This window comes from Tsukamurella sp. II2bb (genome assembly GCF_057815145.1).
This window is the reverse complement of the sequence record NZ_JBYPZI010000002.1, coordinates 347,224-364,051: the sequence shown is the minus strand read 5'-3', so window position 1 is coordinate 364,051 and position 16,828 is coordinate 347,224. Positions and strand designations below refer to the sequence as shown.

The 16,828-nt window shown below is 70.7% G+C and carries 15 protein-coding genes; 8 read left to right on the top strand and 7 right to left on the bottom strand.

Annotated features, from left to right (window positions below; genetic code table 11):
• The first annotated feature begins 92 nt into the window (after positions 1 to 92).
• From AC21LY_RS07785 to AC21LY_RS07765, 5 genes are all read left to right on the top strand, one after another.
• Complete coding sequence (locus tag AC21LY_RS07785) at positions 93 to 2,048, top strand: heavy metal translocating P-type ATPase (protein ID WP_489045831.1); 1,956 nt, start codon at positions 93 to 95, stop codon at positions 2,046 to 2,048.
• An 84-nt stretch (positions 2,049 to 2,132) separates the two neighbouring features.
• Positions 2,133 to 3,143 carry an NAD(P)-dependent oxidoreductase gene (locus AC21LY_RS07780; RefSeq protein WP_489045830.1) on the top strand — a complete coding sequence of 337 codons (1,011 nt, stop codon included), beginning with the start codon at positions 2,133 to 2,135 and terminating at the stop codon, positions 3,141 to 3,143.
• Positions 3,140 to 4,198 carry a D-alanine--D-alanine ligase family protein gene (locus AC21LY_RS07775; RefSeq protein ID WP_489045828.1) on the top strand — a complete coding sequence of 353 codons (1,059 nt, stop codon included), beginning with the start codon at positions 3,140 to 3,142 and terminating at the stop codon, positions 4,196 to 4,198. Before AC21LY_RS07780 ends, AC21LY_RS07775 begins: the two co-directional genes overlap by 4 nt.
• Positions 4,195 to 4,827, top strand: coding sequence for a D-Ala-D-Ala dipeptidase VanX (vanX, locus tag AC21LY_RS07770; RefSeq protein WP_489045827.1), 633 nt, complete (start codon positions 4,195 to 4,197; stop codon positions 4,825 to 4,827). Before AC21LY_RS07775 ends, vanX begins: the two co-directional genes overlap by 4 nt.
• A complete protein-coding gene (locus AC21LY_RS07765; RefSeq protein ID WP_489045826.1) occupies positions 4,824 to 5,948 on the top strand; it encodes a UDP-N-acetylglucosamine--N-acetylmuramyl-(pentapeptide) pyrophosphoryl-undecaprenol N-acetylglucosamine transferase in 1,125 nt (374 codons plus the stop codon). Before vanX ends, AC21LY_RS07765 begins: the two co-directional genes overlap by 4 nt.
• Here the strand turns inward: AC21LY_RS07765 and AC21LY_RS07760 are convergent.
• Genes AC21LY_RS07760 through AC21LY_RS07750 form a run of 3 tightly spaced genes read right to left on the bottom strand, consistent with a single transcriptional unit; the run spans position 5,911 to position 8,554 of the window.
• Positions 5,911 to 7,050, bottom strand: a complete 1,140-nt coding sequence (locus AC21LY_RS07760) for a sensor histidine kinase (protein WP_489045825.1) — start codon at positions 7,048 to 7,050, stop codon at positions 5,911 to 5,913. The genes AC21LY_RS07765 and AC21LY_RS07760 overlap by 38 nt on opposite strands.
• On the bottom strand, positions 7,047 to 7,718 hold the full coding sequence (locus AC21LY_RS07755; protein WP_489045824.1) for a response regulator transcription factor: 672 nt from the start codon (positions 7,716 to 7,718) through the stop codon (positions 7,047 to 7,049). Before AC21LY_RS07755 ends, AC21LY_RS07760 begins: the two co-directional genes overlap by 4 nt.
• A 44-nt stretch (positions 7,719 to 7,762) precedes the next feature.
• Positions 7,763 to 8,554, bottom strand: a complete 792-nt coding sequence (locus AC21LY_RS07750) for an alpha/beta fold hydrolase (protein ID WP_489045823.1) — start codon at positions 8,552 to 8,554, stop codon at positions 7,763 to 7,765.
• Positions 8,555 to 8,677: 123 nt separating this feature from the next.
• On the opposite strand from AC21LY_RS07750, the gene AC21LY_RS07745 reads away from it, so the two are divergent.
• Positions 8,678 to 9,394 (top strand): winged helix-turn-helix transcriptional regulator, encoded by a 717-nt coding sequence (locus AC21LY_RS07745; protein ID WP_489045822.1) that lies wholly within the window; start codon positions 8,678 to 8,680, stop codon positions 9,392 to 9,394.
• Positions 9,395 to 9,398: 4 nt separating this feature from the next.
• On the opposite strand, the gene AC21LY_RS07740 is transcribed toward AC21LY_RS07745, so the two are convergent.
• From AC21LY_RS07740 to AC21LY_RS07725, 4 genes are all read right to left on the bottom strand, one after another.
• Positions 9,399 to 10,946 (bottom strand): aldehyde dehydrogenase family protein, encoded by a 1,548-nt coding sequence (locus tag AC21LY_RS07740; RefSeq protein ID WP_489045821.1) that lies wholly within the window; start codon positions 10,944 to 10,946, stop codon positions 9,399 to 9,401.
• The gene (locus tag AC21LY_RS07735; protein WP_489045820.1) at positions 10,943 to 11,827 is read right to left on the bottom strand and encodes an NAD(P)-dependent oxidoreductase; all 885 of its coding nucleotides are present in this window, start codon (positions 11,825 to 11,827) and stop codon (positions 10,943 to 10,945) included. The genes AC21LY_RS07740 and AC21LY_RS07735 overlap by 4 nt, the downstream gene beginning before the upstream one ends.
• 34 nt (positions 11,828 to 11,861) lie before the next feature.
• Entirely contained in the window at positions 11,862 to 12,731 is an 870-nt protein-coding gene (locus AC21LY_RS07730) for a MurR/RpiR family transcriptional regulator (protein ID WP_489045819.1), read from the bottom strand.
• A gap of 73 nt (positions 12,732 to 12,804) precedes the next feature.
• Positions 12,805 to 13,431, bottom strand: a complete 627-nt coding sequence (locus AC21LY_RS07725) for a winged helix-turn-helix transcriptional regulator (RefSeq protein ID WP_489045818.1) — start codon at positions 13,429 to 13,431, stop codon at positions 12,805 to 12,807.
• Positions 13,432 to 13,499: 68 nt separating this feature from the next.
• Here AC21LY_RS07725 and AC21LY_RS07720 point away from each other — a divergent pair, with 68 nt between their 5' ends.
• Together AC21LY_RS07720 and AC21LY_RS07715 are read left to right on the top strand one after the other, a co-directional pair.
• Positions 13,500 to 14,381, top strand: coding sequence for an alpha/beta fold hydrolase (locus AC21LY_RS07720; protein WP_489045817.1), 882 nt, complete (start codon positions 13,500 to 13,502; stop codon positions 14,379 to 14,381).
• Positions 14,382 to 14,459: 78 nt separating this feature from the next.
• Positions 14,460 to 16,826, top strand: coding sequence for an ATP-binding cassette domain-containing protein (locus AC21LY_RS07715; RefSeq protein WP_489045816.1), 2,367 nt, complete (start codon positions 14,460 to 14,462; stop codon positions 16,824 to 16,826).
• The last annotated feature ends 2 nt before the right edge of the window (positions 16,827 to 16,828 follow it).

The window sequence follows — 16,828 nt, the reverse complement described above, 5'->3', positions numbered from 1 at the left end:
CTACCTCGCGTCATTAATCTGAAGAGGTGTTCATATATGCTGATATTGGCGCGCGATGAGGAGTCGCACCCGCCCCAGCGTGAGGAGACCAGATGAACACCGCGACCGCCATCGGCGCCGCGAGCGCGACAGCCGTGCGGCCGGTCGGGATGCACCGCACCCGGCCGTGGGCACTGGCGGAGGTCCGGTGGGCCGCTGCCGCTCTCGTGTTGTTCCTGCTGGGACTGGCGGCTCAGCTCGCGGGCGCCCCGCCGTGGTCCTGGTGGGCGCTGTATCTGGCGTGCTACCTCACGGGAGGGTGGGAACCCGCCCTCGCCGGCCTGCAGGCGTTGCGGGAGAAGACCCTCGACGTCGACCTGCTGATGGTGGTCGCCGCGATCGGCGCGGCCGCCATCGGACAGATCACCGACGGTGCCCTCCTGATCGTCATCTTCGCCACCTCCGGCGCTCTCGAGGCCTGGGCGACGGCCCGTACCGAGGACTCGGTCCGCGGGCTGCTCGATCTCGCCCCGGACCGGGCGACGGTGCTCGGGGCCGACGGCAGCGAACGTGTCGTGGCCGCGGCGGAGCTGCAGGCCGGGGATGTGATCCGGGTCCGCCCCGGCGAGCGGATCGCGGCCGACGGCACCGTCGTCGACGGGGCTAGTGAGGTCGACCAGGCGACCATCACCGGCGAGCCGCTGCCGGTGGACAAGCGCATCGGCGACGAGGTGTTCGCCGGCACCGTCAACGGCACCGGCGCACTGACGGTGCGCGCGGATCGGGCCGCGGCGGACTCGGTGGTCGCGCGGATCGCGGCGATGGTCGCGCAGGCCTCGCAGACCAAGGCCCGCGCGCAGTTGTTCATCGAGAAGGTCGAACAGCGCTACTCGATCGGCATGGTCGTGTGCACCCTCGCGGTGTTCGCCGTGCCGCTGGCGTTCGGCGCGGATCTGCGATCCGCGCTGCTGCGGGCGATGACCTTCATGATCGTCGCGTCCCCGTGCGCGGTGGTGCTCGCGACGATGCCGCCGCTGCTCGCCGCGATCGCCAACGCCGGTCGCCGCGGCGTGCTTGTCAAATCCGCTGTGGTCATGGAGAACCTGTCGGCCATCGACACCGTCGCCCTCGACAAGACCGGCACCGTCACCTCCGGAAGGCCCACCCTCGCGGCGGTCGTGACGACCGCGGACGGGACCGACGGCGACACCGCTCTCGCCCTCGCGGCAGCGGTGGAGACCTTGAGCGAGCACCCCCTGGCTGCGGCTATCGTCGCTGCGGCCGCCGACCGCGGCCTCGACGTGCCCGCGGCGACGGACTTCGCCGCTCATCCCGGTCGGGGCGTCACCGGCACCGTCGACGGGCACCGTATCGCCGTGCTGTCCCCGCACACCGCGGACACCCCGGCGACCCGCGAGGTGGCCGAACTGGTCGGCGGGTTCGAGGCCCGCGGAGACACCGCCGTGATCGTCACCCGCGACGACTCCCCCGTCGCCGTGCTCGCCCTGACCGATACCTGCCGCCACGACGCCGCGGCCGCCGTCGGCGCCCTCTCCGCCGCAGGTATCGGCACCGCGATGCTCACCGGCGACAACCCCCGCGCCGCCGCTCGCGTGGCCGGCGATCTCGGCATCGACGATGTCCGCGCCGGACTCCTGCCCGACGGCAAGACCGCTGCTATCAACGACTTCCGCGGTGCCGGTCGCACCGTCGCGATGGTCGGTGACGGCGTCAACGACGCACCCGCCCTCGCCGCCGCTGATGTCGGCATCGCCCTCGGCGGTGCCGGCTCCGACCTCGCCCTGCAGGCCGCCGATGTCGTCATCGTCGGTGACGACCTCACCGCGGTCCCGTCGGTCATCGAGTTCGCGCGCCGCGCGCACCGCGTCGTCGTCGCCAACCTCGCCATCGCCGCGACCTTCATCGCGGTACTCGTCGTCTGGGACCTGGTGGGCACGCTGCCACTGCCCCTCGGCGTCGCCGGCCACGAAGGATCCACCATCATCGTCGGCCTCAACGGCCTCCGCCTCCTGCGTCGGCACGCCTGGCCCCGCTCCCGGTCCAGCTGACGCACCGCGGGCGACGCACCATATCGTCGGCGTATCGAAAAGCGGATACGCCCCGGCAACAGGGCGGCCCCGAGACTCGGATGCATGACTTACGACGAACCGATTCGATACGTGCCGCGGAGGCTCACGCCGCCCACGTCGCCGACCGCGGGCATCACGGTCTACGAGTGCGGGGACGACGAGGCCCGCCTCTTCCGCGCCCTCGAGCCCCGATTCGGCGTTCCGTTGATCCTGACCGACGCCGCCCTCAGCGAGAAGACCACGACCCTGGCCTTCGGCAACAGGAGCATCTGCGTCGGACACAAGACCCCGGTGGGGCGGCCCGTGCTGCTGGCGCTGAGCCGCCTCGGCGTGCGCCACATCTGCACCCGGAGCGTGGGCTTCGACCACATCGATGTGGAGTACGCGGCGACGGTGGGCATCTCGGTGAGCACGGTGAGCTATTCGCCCGACAGCGTCGCGGATTACACCGTGATGCTCATCCTGATGGCGCTGAGAGGCATGAAATCGCTGCTGCGGCGCACTGATCGGTACGACTACCGGCTCGCCCCCGACCGCGGCCGGGAACTGCGCGACCTGACCGTGGGCGTCGTGGGCACCGGCCGGATCGGCAGTGCCGTGATCGCCCGTCTCTCCGGCTTCGGCTGTCGCGTGCTCACCGCCGACCGCTCGCCCGCCGCCGGTGCCGTCCCGCTCGACGAGCTGCTGCGGCGCAGCGACGTCGTCACTCTGCACACTCCCCTCACGCCCGAGACGCGCCACCTCCTCGATCGGCGCCGCATCGCGCTGCTCCGGCCGGGGGCGATCGTGGTCAACACGGGGCGCGGGAGTCTGATCGACACGGCCGCATTGCTCTCCGCCCTCGAACGGGAAGGAATCGGAGGCGCGGCCCTCGACGTGGTCGAGGGCGAGGAAGGCGTCTTCTACGCCGACCGCGGCGATGACCTCACCGATCCGGTGCTGACCCGCCTGCAGGAGCTTCCCTCGGTGATCGTCAGCCCCCACACCGCCTACTACACCGACCACGCGCTCGCCGACACGGTGGAGAACGCACTGATCAACTGCCTCGACTTCGAAAGGCCGGCAACAGCATGAGCCGCATCCGGATCGGCATCCTCTTCGGTGGCACCGCCGAGGAGCACGCCGTCTCCTTCAAGTCCGCCCGCGAGGTGGCCGCGAACCTGAACACCGACGTCTACGAGCCCTTCTGGGTCGGGATCACCCGTGCCGGCACCTGGAAGCTGTGCGAGGGCCCCGTGATCGGCTGGGAGGGCGCGGGCTCGCGGCCGGCGATCCTCTCCCCCGACCGCAGCGTGGGCGGGCTGCTGGTGTTCGACGGTGACCGGTACACGACGGTGCCCCTCGACGTGGTGCTGCCCGTTCTGCACGGCAACGGTGGCGAGGACGGCACCGTCCAGGGACTCGTGGAACTCTCCGGTGTCCCCTACGTGGGCTGCGATGTCTTCGCCTCCGCGCTGTGCATGGACAAGTCCCTCACCTACCTGGTGGCGGCAGCCGCCGGAGTCGCGGTCCCGGAGCACTGGGTCGTCGAACCGGGGCAAGAGCCGGACATCGACGGCTCGTCCTATCCGGTCTTCGTCAAACCCGCTCGATCCGGCTCGTCCTTCGGCGTCACCAAAGTGACGTCCGCGGGCGCCCTCGCCGAGGCCGTCGCGGTGGCACGGGAATTCGGCTCGAAGGTGCTGATCGAGGCCGCCGTCACCGGCATCGAGGTCGGCTGCGCCGTCCTCGGCAACGGTCCGGAGGTCCGACTCGGCGAGATCGACCACATCGCACTCTCCCACGGATTCTTCCGGATCCACCAGGAGGACGCGCCCGAGACCGGATCCGACAACTCGGTCGCCGTCGTCCCCGCGAAGATCTCAGCGGATTCCCGTGTGCTGGTACGGGAGACGGCGAAGACGGTCTACCGTGCCCTCGGATGCCGGGGCCTCGCGCGCGTCGACATGTTCCTCACCCCGGAGGGATCCGTCGTCCTCAACGAGGTCAACACCTTCCCGGGGCTCACGTCGTACAGCCGGTATCCGCGCATGATGGCGGCGGCAGGGTTACCGCTGTCCGCGGTGCTCGACCGTCTCGTCTCCCTGGCCCTCGGCGAGGCGGCCCCGGTGGCGGGAGCGCAGCGATGATCCCCGAGTTCGTCTTCGTCGATGAATACGTTCCCGGAATCCGGTGGGACGCCAAGTACGCCACGTGGGACAACTTCACCGGCAAACCCGTCGACGGGTACTTCGCGAACCGCATCGTCGGGACCCGCGCCCTGTGCGATGCGCTCCGGGACGCGCAGGCGCTCGCCGAGTCCGACGGCTTCGGCCTGCTCCTGTGGGACGGTTACCGACCGCAGCGCGCGGTGGACGGCTTCGTCGCATGGTCCCGGCAGCCGGAGGACGGCCGCACCAAGCGACGGCACTACCCGAACATCGACAGGCGTGCGATGTTCTCGCTGGGCTACGTGGCGACCCGCTCCGGCCACAGCCGCGGCAGCACCGTCGACCTGACGCTGTATCACCTGGACTCCGGCGAGCTCGCGGCCATGGGCGGCGACCACGATCTGATGGATTCGATCTCACGCCACGGCGCCGAGGGGATCAGCGCGGCGGCGGCCGAGAACCGGAAGCGACTGTGCGACGTCATGGAGCACAGCGGTTTCCGCCGATACGACGCCGAATGGTGGCACTACACACTGCGCGACGAGCCCTTCCCGGACACCTACTTCGACTTCCCGATCACCGTCCGAACCGGGTATCGGGCGGCATGAGCGACGCCGCTGTCCCGATCGGCGGGCCGCCGCGGATCGTGGTCGCCGGCGGGCACTCCGTCGGGCACATCGAACCGGCGATGAACGTGGCCGACGCCGTGCGGCGGAGGGTGCCCGACGCCCGGATCACAGCGCTCGGGACGGTCCGCGGCCTCGACACCGTCGTCATCCCCGGCCGCGGCTATCCGCTGGAGTTGATCCCACCGGTTCCGTTGCCGCGCAAGGCCACCGGTGGGCTGATCCGGACACCGCGGCGGCTCCTCGCCGCCGCGCACGCAGCGGGCGCGGTGCTCGATCGCGTCGGCGCGGAGGTCGTCGTCGGGTTCGGCGGGTACGTCTCGATGCCGGCCTATCTGGCCGCCTACCGGCGGCGACTGCCGATCGTCGTGCATGAGGCGAACCTGCGCCCCGGGCTCGCGAACCGCGTGGCGGCGCGGATGACCGAGCACGTCTTCACGGCGTCGTCGTCGGTGCCGCTCCCCCGTGCTCGCGCCATCGGCATCCCGCTGCGCGCGGCGATCGACACTCTCGATCGCGCGGCGATACGGGCCGAGGCGAGGCAGCGGTTCGGTCTGCGCCCGGATGCGACGGTGCTCCTCGTCACCGGGGGATCGCAGGGCGCGGAGGCGATCAACACCGCAGTGCCGGGCGCAGCCCGTGCTCTCCGCGGCGCGGGAGTGCAGGTGCTTCACATCGTGGGGCCCGGACGCACCGTCGATCATCCGGAAGATGACCCGGACTACCGGATCTTCTCCTTCGTGGAGGAGATGCGGTACGCCTACGCCGCTGCGGATTTCGCGATCTGCCGCGCCGGGGCGATGACCTGTGCGGAGGTGGCGGCCGTCGGGCTGCCGGCCGCGTTCGTGCCCCTGCCCCTGCGGGGCGGCGAGCAGGGGCGTAACGCCGAACCGCTCGTCGCCGCCGGCGGCGCACTGCTCGTGCCGGACATCGAGATCAGCTCCTCCTGGATCGTCTCGACGCTCCTGCCCGTTCTGACCGATGCGAGCCGGATCGCGGCGATGTCGCGAGACATCCGTGCGGAGGGCTCCCGCGACGCGGCCGATGATCTCGCGCGGTGCGTGCTCACCGTGCTCGCGGCGCACCGGGCAGGCCGACGGTGACGGTCAGCCCACCGCCGGGCCTCGGCGCGAGGAGCAGTTCACCGCTGTGCGCGTGCACGATCCGGTCGACGATCGCGAGCCCCAGCCCGACCCCGGCCTGGTCACCGCTGACCCGCCCACTGCCGCGTTGGAAGGGCTCCGTGAGCGTGGCGACGAGGTGCGGGCCCAGCGTCGGCCCGGTGTTCTCCACCACCAGGACGGCGTTCCCATCAGCGTTGTCGGTGGCGTCCCGGGTGGTGACGCGGACGATGCCACCGGATGGCACGTTGTGCACGATCGCGTTGTGCACGAGGTTCGTCACCACCTGCAGGAGCAGGGGTGGTGACCCGGTTGTCAGGGCGGTCGGGCCCGTGGTCTCGAGGGTGATGCCGCGCCGCTCGGCGAGCGGGAGCAAGGTCTCGGTGGCCTCCTCCGCGACCAAGGACAGGTCCACCTCCTCGCGGGAGAACGATCGGCGCTCCACCCGGCTCAGGAGCAGCAGAGCGTCGGTCAGGTCGATCGCACGCGTGTTGACGAAGTGCAGGCGCTCGACGAGCTCATCGGGGCCTCGGGTCGGGTCGCTTCGAGCCACGTCGAGCAGTGTCCGGGTGATCGCGAGCGGTGTACGCAATTCGTGGGAGGCGTTGGCGGCGAAGCGCTGGGACTCCTCCATGTGTGCCTCGAGCCGCGCCAGCATGGTGTCGAATGCGTCGGCGAGTTCACGGAACTCGTCGTTGCTGCCTTCCAGCCGGATGCGGTGGCTGAGGGAGCCCTCCGCCGCGAGGCGCGTCGCGTGGGTGACCCGGGTGAGTGGCGCGAGCATCCGGCCCGCCAGCACCCAGCCGCCGGCGAGCCCGAACACCAGCAGGAAGCCCATCGCCAGGAACGCCTTCGGAACGAACGCCGCCTGCAGGTCGGACCTGTTGGGGATGCTCCTCCAGCCGGGCCCCGGACCGGAACCGGGCAACCGGGGAACGTCGGACGGCACCACGATCACCTGAGGTACGTACCGCAGCAGGAAGACCCACACCACGGTGAGCAGGATGGCGCCGGCCACCATGAGGAAACCCGCGTAGCTGAGCGTGAGTTTGAGCCGGACGCTGAGCCCCGGCGGCCTCGTCACGTGCCCACCGAGGCGTCGATCCGGTACCCCACGCCGGGGACGGTGGCCACCAGCCAGGGCTCACCGAGCCGTTTCCGCAGTGAGGAGACCGTGATCCGCACCGCGTTGGTGAACGGATCGGCGTTCTCATCCCATGCCCGTTCCAGGAGTTCTTCGGCGCTGATGACCCCGCCGTCGGCCGCCACGAGCACCTCCAGCACGGCGAACTGCTTGCGCGTGAGCGCGATGTACCGTCCGTCCCGGTAGACCTCCCGGCGGAACGGATCGACGCGCAGGCCCGCGATCTCCCGGACGGGCGGCCGGTGGTGCCCGCGCCGTCGGTCCAGCGCGCGCAACCGCAGGACCAGTTCCCGCAGTTCGAAGGGCTTGGTCAGGTAGTCGTCGGCCCCCAACTCGAAGCCCGATTCCTTGTCGTCGAGCCGGTCGGCGGCCGTCAGCATCAGGATCGGAACGCCGGTACCGGAATCGACGATGGACCGGGCGACCTCGTCGCCGGACGGACCCGGTATGTCGCGGTCCAGAACGGCGATGTCGTAGGCATTGACGCTCAGCATCTCCAGGGCCGTGTCGCCGTCACCGGCGACATCGGCCGCGATCGCCTCGAGCCGCAGCCCGTCACGGATCGCCTCCGCCAGGTACGGCTCGTCCTCGACCACCAGTACGCGCATGGCGCCATGGTACGAGCGGGTGCATATCGCCGGCGTATGGAAATTCAGCGGGTTGCCGTGGCGTACGCGCCGGTGAGGATGGGAAGCAACACTTTGGGGCTGACCATGTGGTCCTGGCCGGCCACTTCTTCGAAGGTCGCGCCCGGGACGGCGTCGGCGATACGACGGGCAACCTCACGCATGCCGGCGGGACTCTTCGACCCGAACGCGACGTGCACGGGCGTCCTGATACCGGCCAACCGATCGACCGGGGGAAGGTCCTTGGTGAGCTCGACGTCGTACATCAGGGTCGGCGCCAACGCCTTCATCGTCCTCCAGCCGGGGAGCAGCGGGAGCAGCGCGACGAACACGGAGGGCATGCCGATCTGCGTCAGGAAGTACTTCACGGCGGCGGCGTTGTCCCCGTTGCGCACGTGCTCGGCGGTCCGGCGCATCTGCGTGGTGTAGCGCAGCTTCTCCGCCTCGTCGCTGACGTAGGACGCGTCGTAGACGACCGCGGCACGCACCTTCTCGGGAAGGCGCAGTGCGGCCTCGAGCGCCAGTACGGCACCTGAGGAGTGTCCGTACAGGTAGGCGCTCCCCCCGGCGGCGTCGATCATCGCCTCGATGTCCTCGATCTCGCGATCGATCGCGTACGGGGCGGTGTCCTCGCTGTCGCCGCGGCCGCGGCGGTCGTAGCTGTAGACCGTGAACTGTTTGGCGAAGGTCTTGGCGTCGCTCTTGACCGGCATGAAGTTGCGAAAACACGTGGCGCCGGTGATCACGATGAGCGCGGGCCCGGAGCCGAAGCGGTCGTACGCGAGGCGTGTTCCGTCTGAGGAGGTCGTGGTGTGCATGATTCCCTTCGGGGTCGGGATCCGCGTGGGCGCAGGCAGTCGATCGAGTGAGGGGACTCGCCATCGCGGCTGACTATGTATAACATAGTGGAAAATCTTCTGTCCATAGGAAACGGAGGGGCGATGCCGATCAGGCGGAGCTATTCCCAGCACGGCGACGGCTGCGCGACCGCCCATGCCTTCGAGGTCCTGGGCGACCGGTGGACTTACCCGGTGCTGCGTGAGGTGCTGCTCGGGCCCAAGCGATTCGGCGAACTCGCCGCGGCCGTCCGCGGAGTCACGCCCGCGGTGCTCACGGCGCGGCTGCGAGAGATGCAGGCCACTGGGCTGATCGTGCGCAGGGAACTCCCCCCACCGGCGAACGTCGCGGTGTACGAGGCCACCGAGTGGGCGCGTGATGCCGCGCCCGCCTTCGCCGCGCTGGCGCGCTGGGCCCTCCGCTCACCGACGTGGGACCAGGACGGGGGCCTGACGCCCGACGCTGCCGTGCAATCGATGCTGGCCATGGCACCGTCGCACCCGGTGACTCCCGCGATCGACATCGAGTTGTGCCTCCGCGACGCGCGCATCGCCGACGGCGATCGCGGCGGGGGCTACCGCTACCACGTGACGTGGGCAGACCGGCTCACGATCGAACGCGTTCTCGGCGCGGAGTCGGCCGCCTCCGCGCCGAGTTCGCCGATCGCCGCCGGCTCGACCACGCGCCTGCGCGCCGATTCGTCCGTGTGGATCGAGATGCTCTACGACGGACGGCCGCTCGACGCCGCGGATATCGACGGCTCGCCCGACGACGTCGCTCGTCTCATCGCCGCGTTCCGGGGTGTGGAGCCCGGTAATTGATCCGTCAGTAGCTCAGCGACGGGAACGGCGCGCCGGCGGCGCGGGTGGGCACCCACACGGCCTTGGTCTGCGTGTACTCGTCCAGCACCCCGGGGCCCGACGAGCGACCGTGCCCGCTGTCCCCGAAGCCGCCGAACGGCACCGCGACATGAATCGTCTTGTACGCGTTGATCCAGAAGGTCCCGGCCCGCACGGAGCGCGCCACGTGGTGCGCGCGGGAGACGTCCGCCGTCCACACCGCCCCGGCCAGCCCGAACGACGTGGCGTTGGCTCGCGCGATCGCCTCAGCCTCCGAATCGAAGGCGTCCACCCCGACGACCGGACCGAAGACCTCCGTGGTCTCCAGCCGGTTGTCCGGGGTGACGCCGTCGAGCACCGCGGGCCGCACCCAGTGGCCGGTGGCGAGCGCGGATCCGGTGATCGACTCCGGCAGGGACTCGCCCGTGCGGAGCCGGGCACCGTCGGCGATCCCGGCCGAGATGAGCGAGCGGACGGTGGCCAGCTGCGGCGCCGTGAGGATCGGTCCCACCTCGGTGGCGGGGTCAAGCGGATCCCCGAGGCGCAGGCGCGCCGCCCGCTCGGCAACGCGCTCGACGAACTCCGCGCGCACACTCGACTCGACGAGCAGGCGGGATCCCGCGACGCACGACTGCCCTGCGCCGGAGAAGATCGCGGCGACGGCCCCGTCGGCGGCCCGATCGAGGTCGGCGTCCGCGAAGACGATGTTCGCGCTCTTGCCCCCGAGCTCCAGCACCGTCGGGATGCCCGCGCCGGCGGCGGCCACCGCGACCCGGCGGCCCGTCCCCACCGAGCCGATGAACGACACCTTCCCCACTCGCGGGTCAGTGGTGAGCGCGGCCCCGACGGTCGACCCCAGTCCGGGGGCGACCGAGAACACCCCGTCCGGGAGGCCGGCCGCGTGCGCGAGCTGCGCCAGCCGCACGGTGGACACCGGCGTGAACTCGCTCGGCTTGACGATGACGGCGTTGCCGGCCGCCAGGGGCGCGGCGGAGTTCCAGCCCGCGGTGAACAGCGGCGCGTTCCACGGGGTGATCGCCACGACCACGCCCCACGGCACCCGCTCGGTGTAGGTGTGCCAGTTGCCGGGTACGGGGATGGTCTGCCCGAGCACCTTGTCGGCCCAGCCCGAGTAGTAGCCGAACATCTCGGCCACCTTCGCCGCCTCGACTCGCGTGTCGCGCAGCGGTTTCCCGGTGGTCGCGGACTCCAGGACCGCCAGTTCCTCGACGTGATCCTCGACAGATGCCGCCACCCGCCGCAGGATCGCCGCTCGTTCGAACGGGTCGGTCGCGCCCCAGACCTCCGCGCCGCGGGTGGCAGCCGCCAGCACGGCGTCGGCGCCGTCGGCGCCCGGGTCGGCGTAGGTCGCGTACTCCTCGCCCGTCGCGGCCTGCGTCAGCGGGATCCGCTCCCCCGACCCCGGAACCACCCGGCCGTCGAGGAACGCGCCGACTCCGCCCGGGAAGGCGCCGTCCAGGACGGTGCGGGCGGAGGCCGCGGACGACGATGCGGGGACGGTGACGGGGTTCATTGCGGAGCTCCTTCGCGGGTGACGGCGGGCGCGACGACCCGCGCGATCTCGGTGAAGTCCGCCTGCGGGCCGAGTGCCTCGAGGCCCTCGCGCCACCGTCGGGCGGCGTGCGCGAGCAGGTCGGGATGCTCGCCCCGCCGTTCGGCGATGTCGACGGCGAGGTTCGCATCGCGCGTCATCAGGCCGAGCGTGAAGCCCGAGTCGTGCGTGCCGGACAGTACCCACGCGGGGTACATGGCGGCCGAGGCGCGGCTCGCGCCGGACGCCCCGCTGATCGATTCGGCCGCGGCCCCCGGGTCGACGCCGTAGGCGTGCGCCACGGCCAGCGCCTCGCCGACGGCGACCAGGTTCGCCGCAGCGAGCAGGTTGTTCAGCAGCTTGACCACGTTGCCCGCGCCCGGCCCGCCGAGCCGGCGGTACTGCCCGGCGGTGAGCGCCTCCATCACGGGCGCGGCGGTCTCGACCGCGTCGGGCTCGCCGCCGACGAAGGCCGTCAGCCGTCCCTCCAGCGCGCCGGCCCGGCCGCCCGAGACCGGGGCGTCGACGAACGCGACCCCCTGCGCCGCGGCCCGCTCGGCGACGGCGCGACTGGTGTCCGGCTCGGACGTGCTGGTGTCGATCACGGCGACGGTGCCGGGCACGGCCAGCAGCGTCTCCATCGCCTCCTCGACCACCCGGGCACCGGGCAGCGAGAGCACGATGTACGGGGTTCCGGCCAGGTCCGCGAGCGTGCCGGCGGTGCGGACGCCCTGCACGGCCGCCGCCTCCGAGGCCGACGGTGACGGGTCGTACCCGTGCACCTCCCAGCCGGCCCGGAGCAGGGCGGACGCCATCGCGCCGCCCATCGATCCGAGGCCGACGACGGCGATCGTCCGGTCCATTGTCTTCTCCTTCGTGGCGATGTACGGGCGCGGCTCAGTCGAGGTACGCGTCGAGGTCTTTCCACAGCTGCTGCGTGCGCCGGATCGCGGCGCGGCTGCGTTCCGGGTGTGCGGCCTCCATGCCGGCGAGCAGCCCGTAGATCACCGACGTCGCGGCGGTGACGGACTGGAAGAAGGAGATGCCCTCCGACGGGACCACCAGCAGGTGGTCGGCGACGGCGGCGAGCCGCCCGCGGCGCATGTCCGTCACGGCGACGACCGCGGCACCCGCCGCGCGGGCGGACTCGGCCGCCCGCACCACCTGACGCATCGGGCGCCACATGTTGATCACGACCAGCGCATCGCCCGGGCCGAGAGCGTTGGTCGCGCTGGCCAGGCTGACGCCGCCGCGGGTCTCCAGCGCGATCGGGTAGCCCATGGTGGAACCGAGGTGGGCGAGGACGGTGGCCGGACCCGCGAACGAGCCCTCCCCCACGACCAGGATCGACCGGGCGCCCGCCAGGGCGCCGATCACGGCCTCGGCGTCCTGCGCGGTGGTCGTCTCCAGGGTCTGGCGAAGGTTCTCGATGTCGTGGGTGAGGGCGTCGTGCAGCGGGCTGCGGTGCTCGCCGTGCTCGGCGAGGGTCTGCTCGGTAGTGATCCGGGCGAGGTAGCGCGCCCGCAGTTCGCGCTGCATGTCCGGCCAACCGCGGTAGCCGAGGGCCTGCGCGGTGCGCACCACGGTCGATGCGTTGACCGCGGCGCGACCGGCGATCTCGGCGAGGTCGGCGTACGAGGCCAGCTGCGGATTCTTCGCGATCGCGTCCACCACGCGGGACTGGCCGGGGGTGAGTGGGACGTCCGGTACCGCATCACCCGGCCAGTCGTCGACCGCGGGCCCGGTGTCCCCCGTGGTGGGTGCCATCGATCACCTCCGCTGTGTCGCGCCTCATACGCAAGATAGATTGCAGATGGCGGTGGGTGTCGGTGGATTCGAACTAGCGCTTGAAGAGGAGACGGACCGCGGCTTCGTCGCCGTCGATTCCGACCGCCTCGCGGCAGTCGTGGAGGCTGAGTGCCCCGGCCGCCAGGCCGAGGATGAGCGCCGGGTCGGCGCGCAGGACTGCGTCGAGGGGGCGGCCGTCGTGTCGGACGACCTCCACTCCGCGCTCGCCCGTCTGCACCTGGAAGAGCCGTCCGTCGACCTCCAGGCCGACCGCCGGACGGGGCTCGGAGGCGCTCCTCGTCCGGTTCAGGAGCGCCGGCAGCGCGACGGCGAGCCACTCCGGCAGGAACGTGTCACCGTCGGCGCCGCGAGTCATCAGCGGTGTCGACCACCGGATCAGGCCTTCGATCGGGCCGCGAAGTCCGGCTCCCCACTCGGTGAGCGCGTACACCACCGCATTGCCGGCGGCCGCCGGTCGGCGTTCGACGACGCCGGCCGCCTCGAGATCCCGAAGTCTGTCCGACAACAGGTTCGTCGCGATTCCCGGCAGGCCTTCCGTCAACTCGCGATACCGGGCCGGCCCCATCAGCAACTGCCGGACGATCAGCAGGTTCCAGCGGTCGCCGACCACGTCCAGGGCGCGCGCGAGACCGCAGTAGTGACCGTAGCTTCGACTCATACCAACCACTTGACTTTCGTATTTGTACTTGAGAATCTCAACCATAGCCGATGGAGAGGACCACGACCATGCCCGCAGGCGAACGGCCCACCTGGGTCGATGACGAACTGTTCCCCTTCGAAAGCCGCTTCCTGGAGGTCGGCGGCAACGTGGTGCACTACGTCGATGAAGGAACCGGGCCCACCCTGCTGATGCTCCACGGGAACCCCACCTGGTCGTTCCTCTGGCGCGACGTGATTCGCGAGCTGCGCGGCGAGTTCCGGTGCATCGCGCTCGACTACCCCGGCTTCGGTCTGTCGACGGCCGAACCCGGCTACCGCTACCTGCCCGAAGAGCACACCGGAGTGGTCACCTCCTTCGTCCAAGCGCTCGGCATCGACGGGGCGACGCTCGTGGGGCAGGACTGGGGCGGCCCGATCGGTCTGGCCGTCGCGCAACGCAGACCCGGCACGTTCGACCGACTCGTGCTGACCAACACCTGGGCGTGGCCGACCAACGGTGATCTCTACTTCGAGGGCTTCTCCCGGATCGGCGGCTCAGCTCCACTCAGGGTGCTGGCGGAGCGCATGGATCTCGTGGTCAACACCTTCATCCCGCTGGGCCATCACCGACGTAAGCCGTCACCCGCCGAGATGACGCACTACCGCCGGGCGCAGGACACTCCGCGGCGTCGGCAGGCCTCGGCGGTGCTGCCCAGTCGGATCGTTGCCAGCCGGGACTTCTTCACCGACATCGAATCCCGGCTCGACGAGGTCGACGACCTGCCCACCCTCATCGTCTGGGGCGGCGCGAGCTGGGTGTTCCGCGCGAAGGAACTCCAACGCCTCGAGTCGACCTTCCGGAACAGCCGGACGGTGACCGTCGACGGTGCCGGCCTGTACGTCCAGTCGGACGCACCAGCAGATTTCGCCGCCGCGATCCGCGACTGGTATCGCCAGGACGAGTCCTGACCCGACGGAGCCGGACCCTCGCGCCGATCGTCGTCGGTAGGCTGAAGCGGTTGTCCCACGAGGCCGCCAGGAGCGCTCATGTCGCAGTCCGTCCCCCACGTCGCCGACACCCACGAGAAGATCCGCGTCCACGGCGCGCGGGAGAACAACCTCAAGAACGTCAGCATCGAACTCCCCAAGCGCCGGCTGACGGTGTTCACCGGCGTTTCCGGCTCCGGTAAGAGCTCCCTCGTCTTCGGCACCATCGCGGCGGAGTCGCAGCGGCTGATCAATGAGACCTACAGCGCCTTCGTGCAGGGCTTCATGCCGACGCTCGCCCGGCCCGACGTGGACGTGCTCGACGGGCTCACCACCGCGATCATCGTCGGCCAGGAACGCATCGGCTCCGACCCGCGCTCCACCGTCGGCACGGCCACCGACGCCAACGCCATGCTGCGGATCCTGTTCAGCCGCCTGGGAACCCCGCACATCGGCTCGCCGCAGGCGTTCTCCTTCAACGTCGCCTCCGTGAGCGGCGCCGGGGCGGTCACCGTCGAGAAGGGCGGCCGGCAGGTCAAGGAGAAGCGCACGTTCTCCCTCGTCGGCGGCATGTGCCCGCGCTGCGAGGGCCGCGGCACCGTCAACGACATCGACCTCACCGCCCTGTACGACGAGACCAAATCGCTCGACGAGGGACCCTTCACCATCCCCGGCTACAGCATGGACGGCTGGCAGGGCCGCATCTACCGGGGCAGCGGCTTCTTCGACACCGCCAAGCCCATCGCGAAGTACACCAAGCGCGAGCTCGACGACCTGCTCTACAAGGAGCCCACCAAGATCAAGGTCGAGGGGATCAACCTCACCTACGAGGGCATCATCCCCAAGATCCAGAAGTCCTTCCTGTCCAAGGACGTCGACGCCATGCAGCCGCACGTGCGGGCCTTCGTCGAACGCGCCGTCACCTTCAGCGTCTGCCCGGAGTGCGACGGGACGCGCCTGTCCGAGCTCGCAAGGTCGTCGAAGATCGACGGTGTCTCGATCGCCGACTGCTGCGCCATGCAGATCGATGAGCTGGCGCACTGGATCCGCGGCGTCGACGACCCGTCCGTCGCGCCGCTCATCGAGAGCCTGCAGTTCACGCTCGACTCCTTCGTCGAGATCGGCCTCGGCTACCTCTCCCTCGACCGGCCCGCCGGCACGCTCTCCGGCGGTGAGGCACAGCGCACCAAGATGATCCGGCACCTGGGCAGCTCGCTGACGGACATCACCTACGTCTTCGACGAGCCGACCATCGGTCTGCACCCGCACGACATCGCCCGGATGAACGACCTCCTGCTGCGCCTGCGCGACAAGGGCAACACCGTCCTCGTCGTCGAGCACAAGCCGGAGGCGATCGCCATCGCCGACCACGTCGTCGACCTCGGCCCGAAGGCCGGAACCGCGGGCGGCGAGATCGTCTTCGAGGGCACCGTCGAGGGGCTGCGGCACGCCGACACGCTCACCGGACGCCACCTCGACGACCGCTCCCGCCTGAAAGACGAGGTCCGCGCACCGTCGGGCGTGCTCGAGGTGCGGGGTGCGACCGAACACAACCTCAAGGACGTCGACGTGGACGTCCCGCTGGGCGTCCTGACGGTGATCACCGGCGTCGCCGGTTCGGGGAAGAGTTCGCTGATCCACGGCTCGGTCAGCCCGCGCGAGGGCGTGGTCACCGTCGACCAGACCCCGATCAAGGGCAGTCGGCGCAGCAACCCGGCCACCTACACCGGCCTGCTCGAGCCCATCCGCAAGGCCTTCGCGAAGGCGAACGGCGTCAAGCCGGCGCTGTTCAGCGCGAACTCCGAGGGCGCCTGTCCCGCCTGCAACGGCGCAGGGGTGATCTACACCGACCTCGGCATCATGGCCGGCGTGTCCACCACCTGCGAGGAGTGCGAGGGCAAGCGCTTCCAGGCCGCGGTGCTCGAGTACCGCCTGGGCGACAAGAACATCAGCGAGGTGCTCGCGATGCCCGTCGCGGAGGCGCTCGGCTTCTTCGCCGAGGGTGAGGCCAGGATCCCCGCGGCGCACAAGATCCTGGGGCACCTCGCCGATGTCGGGCTCGGCTACGTCAGCCTGGGCCAGCCGCTGACCACGCTGTCGGGCGGCGAGCGCCAGCGGCTCAAGCTCGCGACGCACATGGGTGAGAAGGGCGGCGTGCTCGTCCTCGACGAGCCCACCACCGGCCTGCATCTCGCCGACGTCGAGCAGCTCCTCGGCCTCCTCGACCGGCTCGTCGACTCGGGCAAGTCCGTCATCGTCATCGAGCACCACCAGGCCGTCATGGCGCACGCGGACTGGATCATCGACATCGGTCCGGGTGCCGGGCACGACGGTGGCCGGGTGGTCTTCGAGGGGACCCCGTCGGATCTCGTCGCAGGACGATCGACGCTGACCGGTGAGCACCTCGCCGCGTACGTCGGGGCCTGATC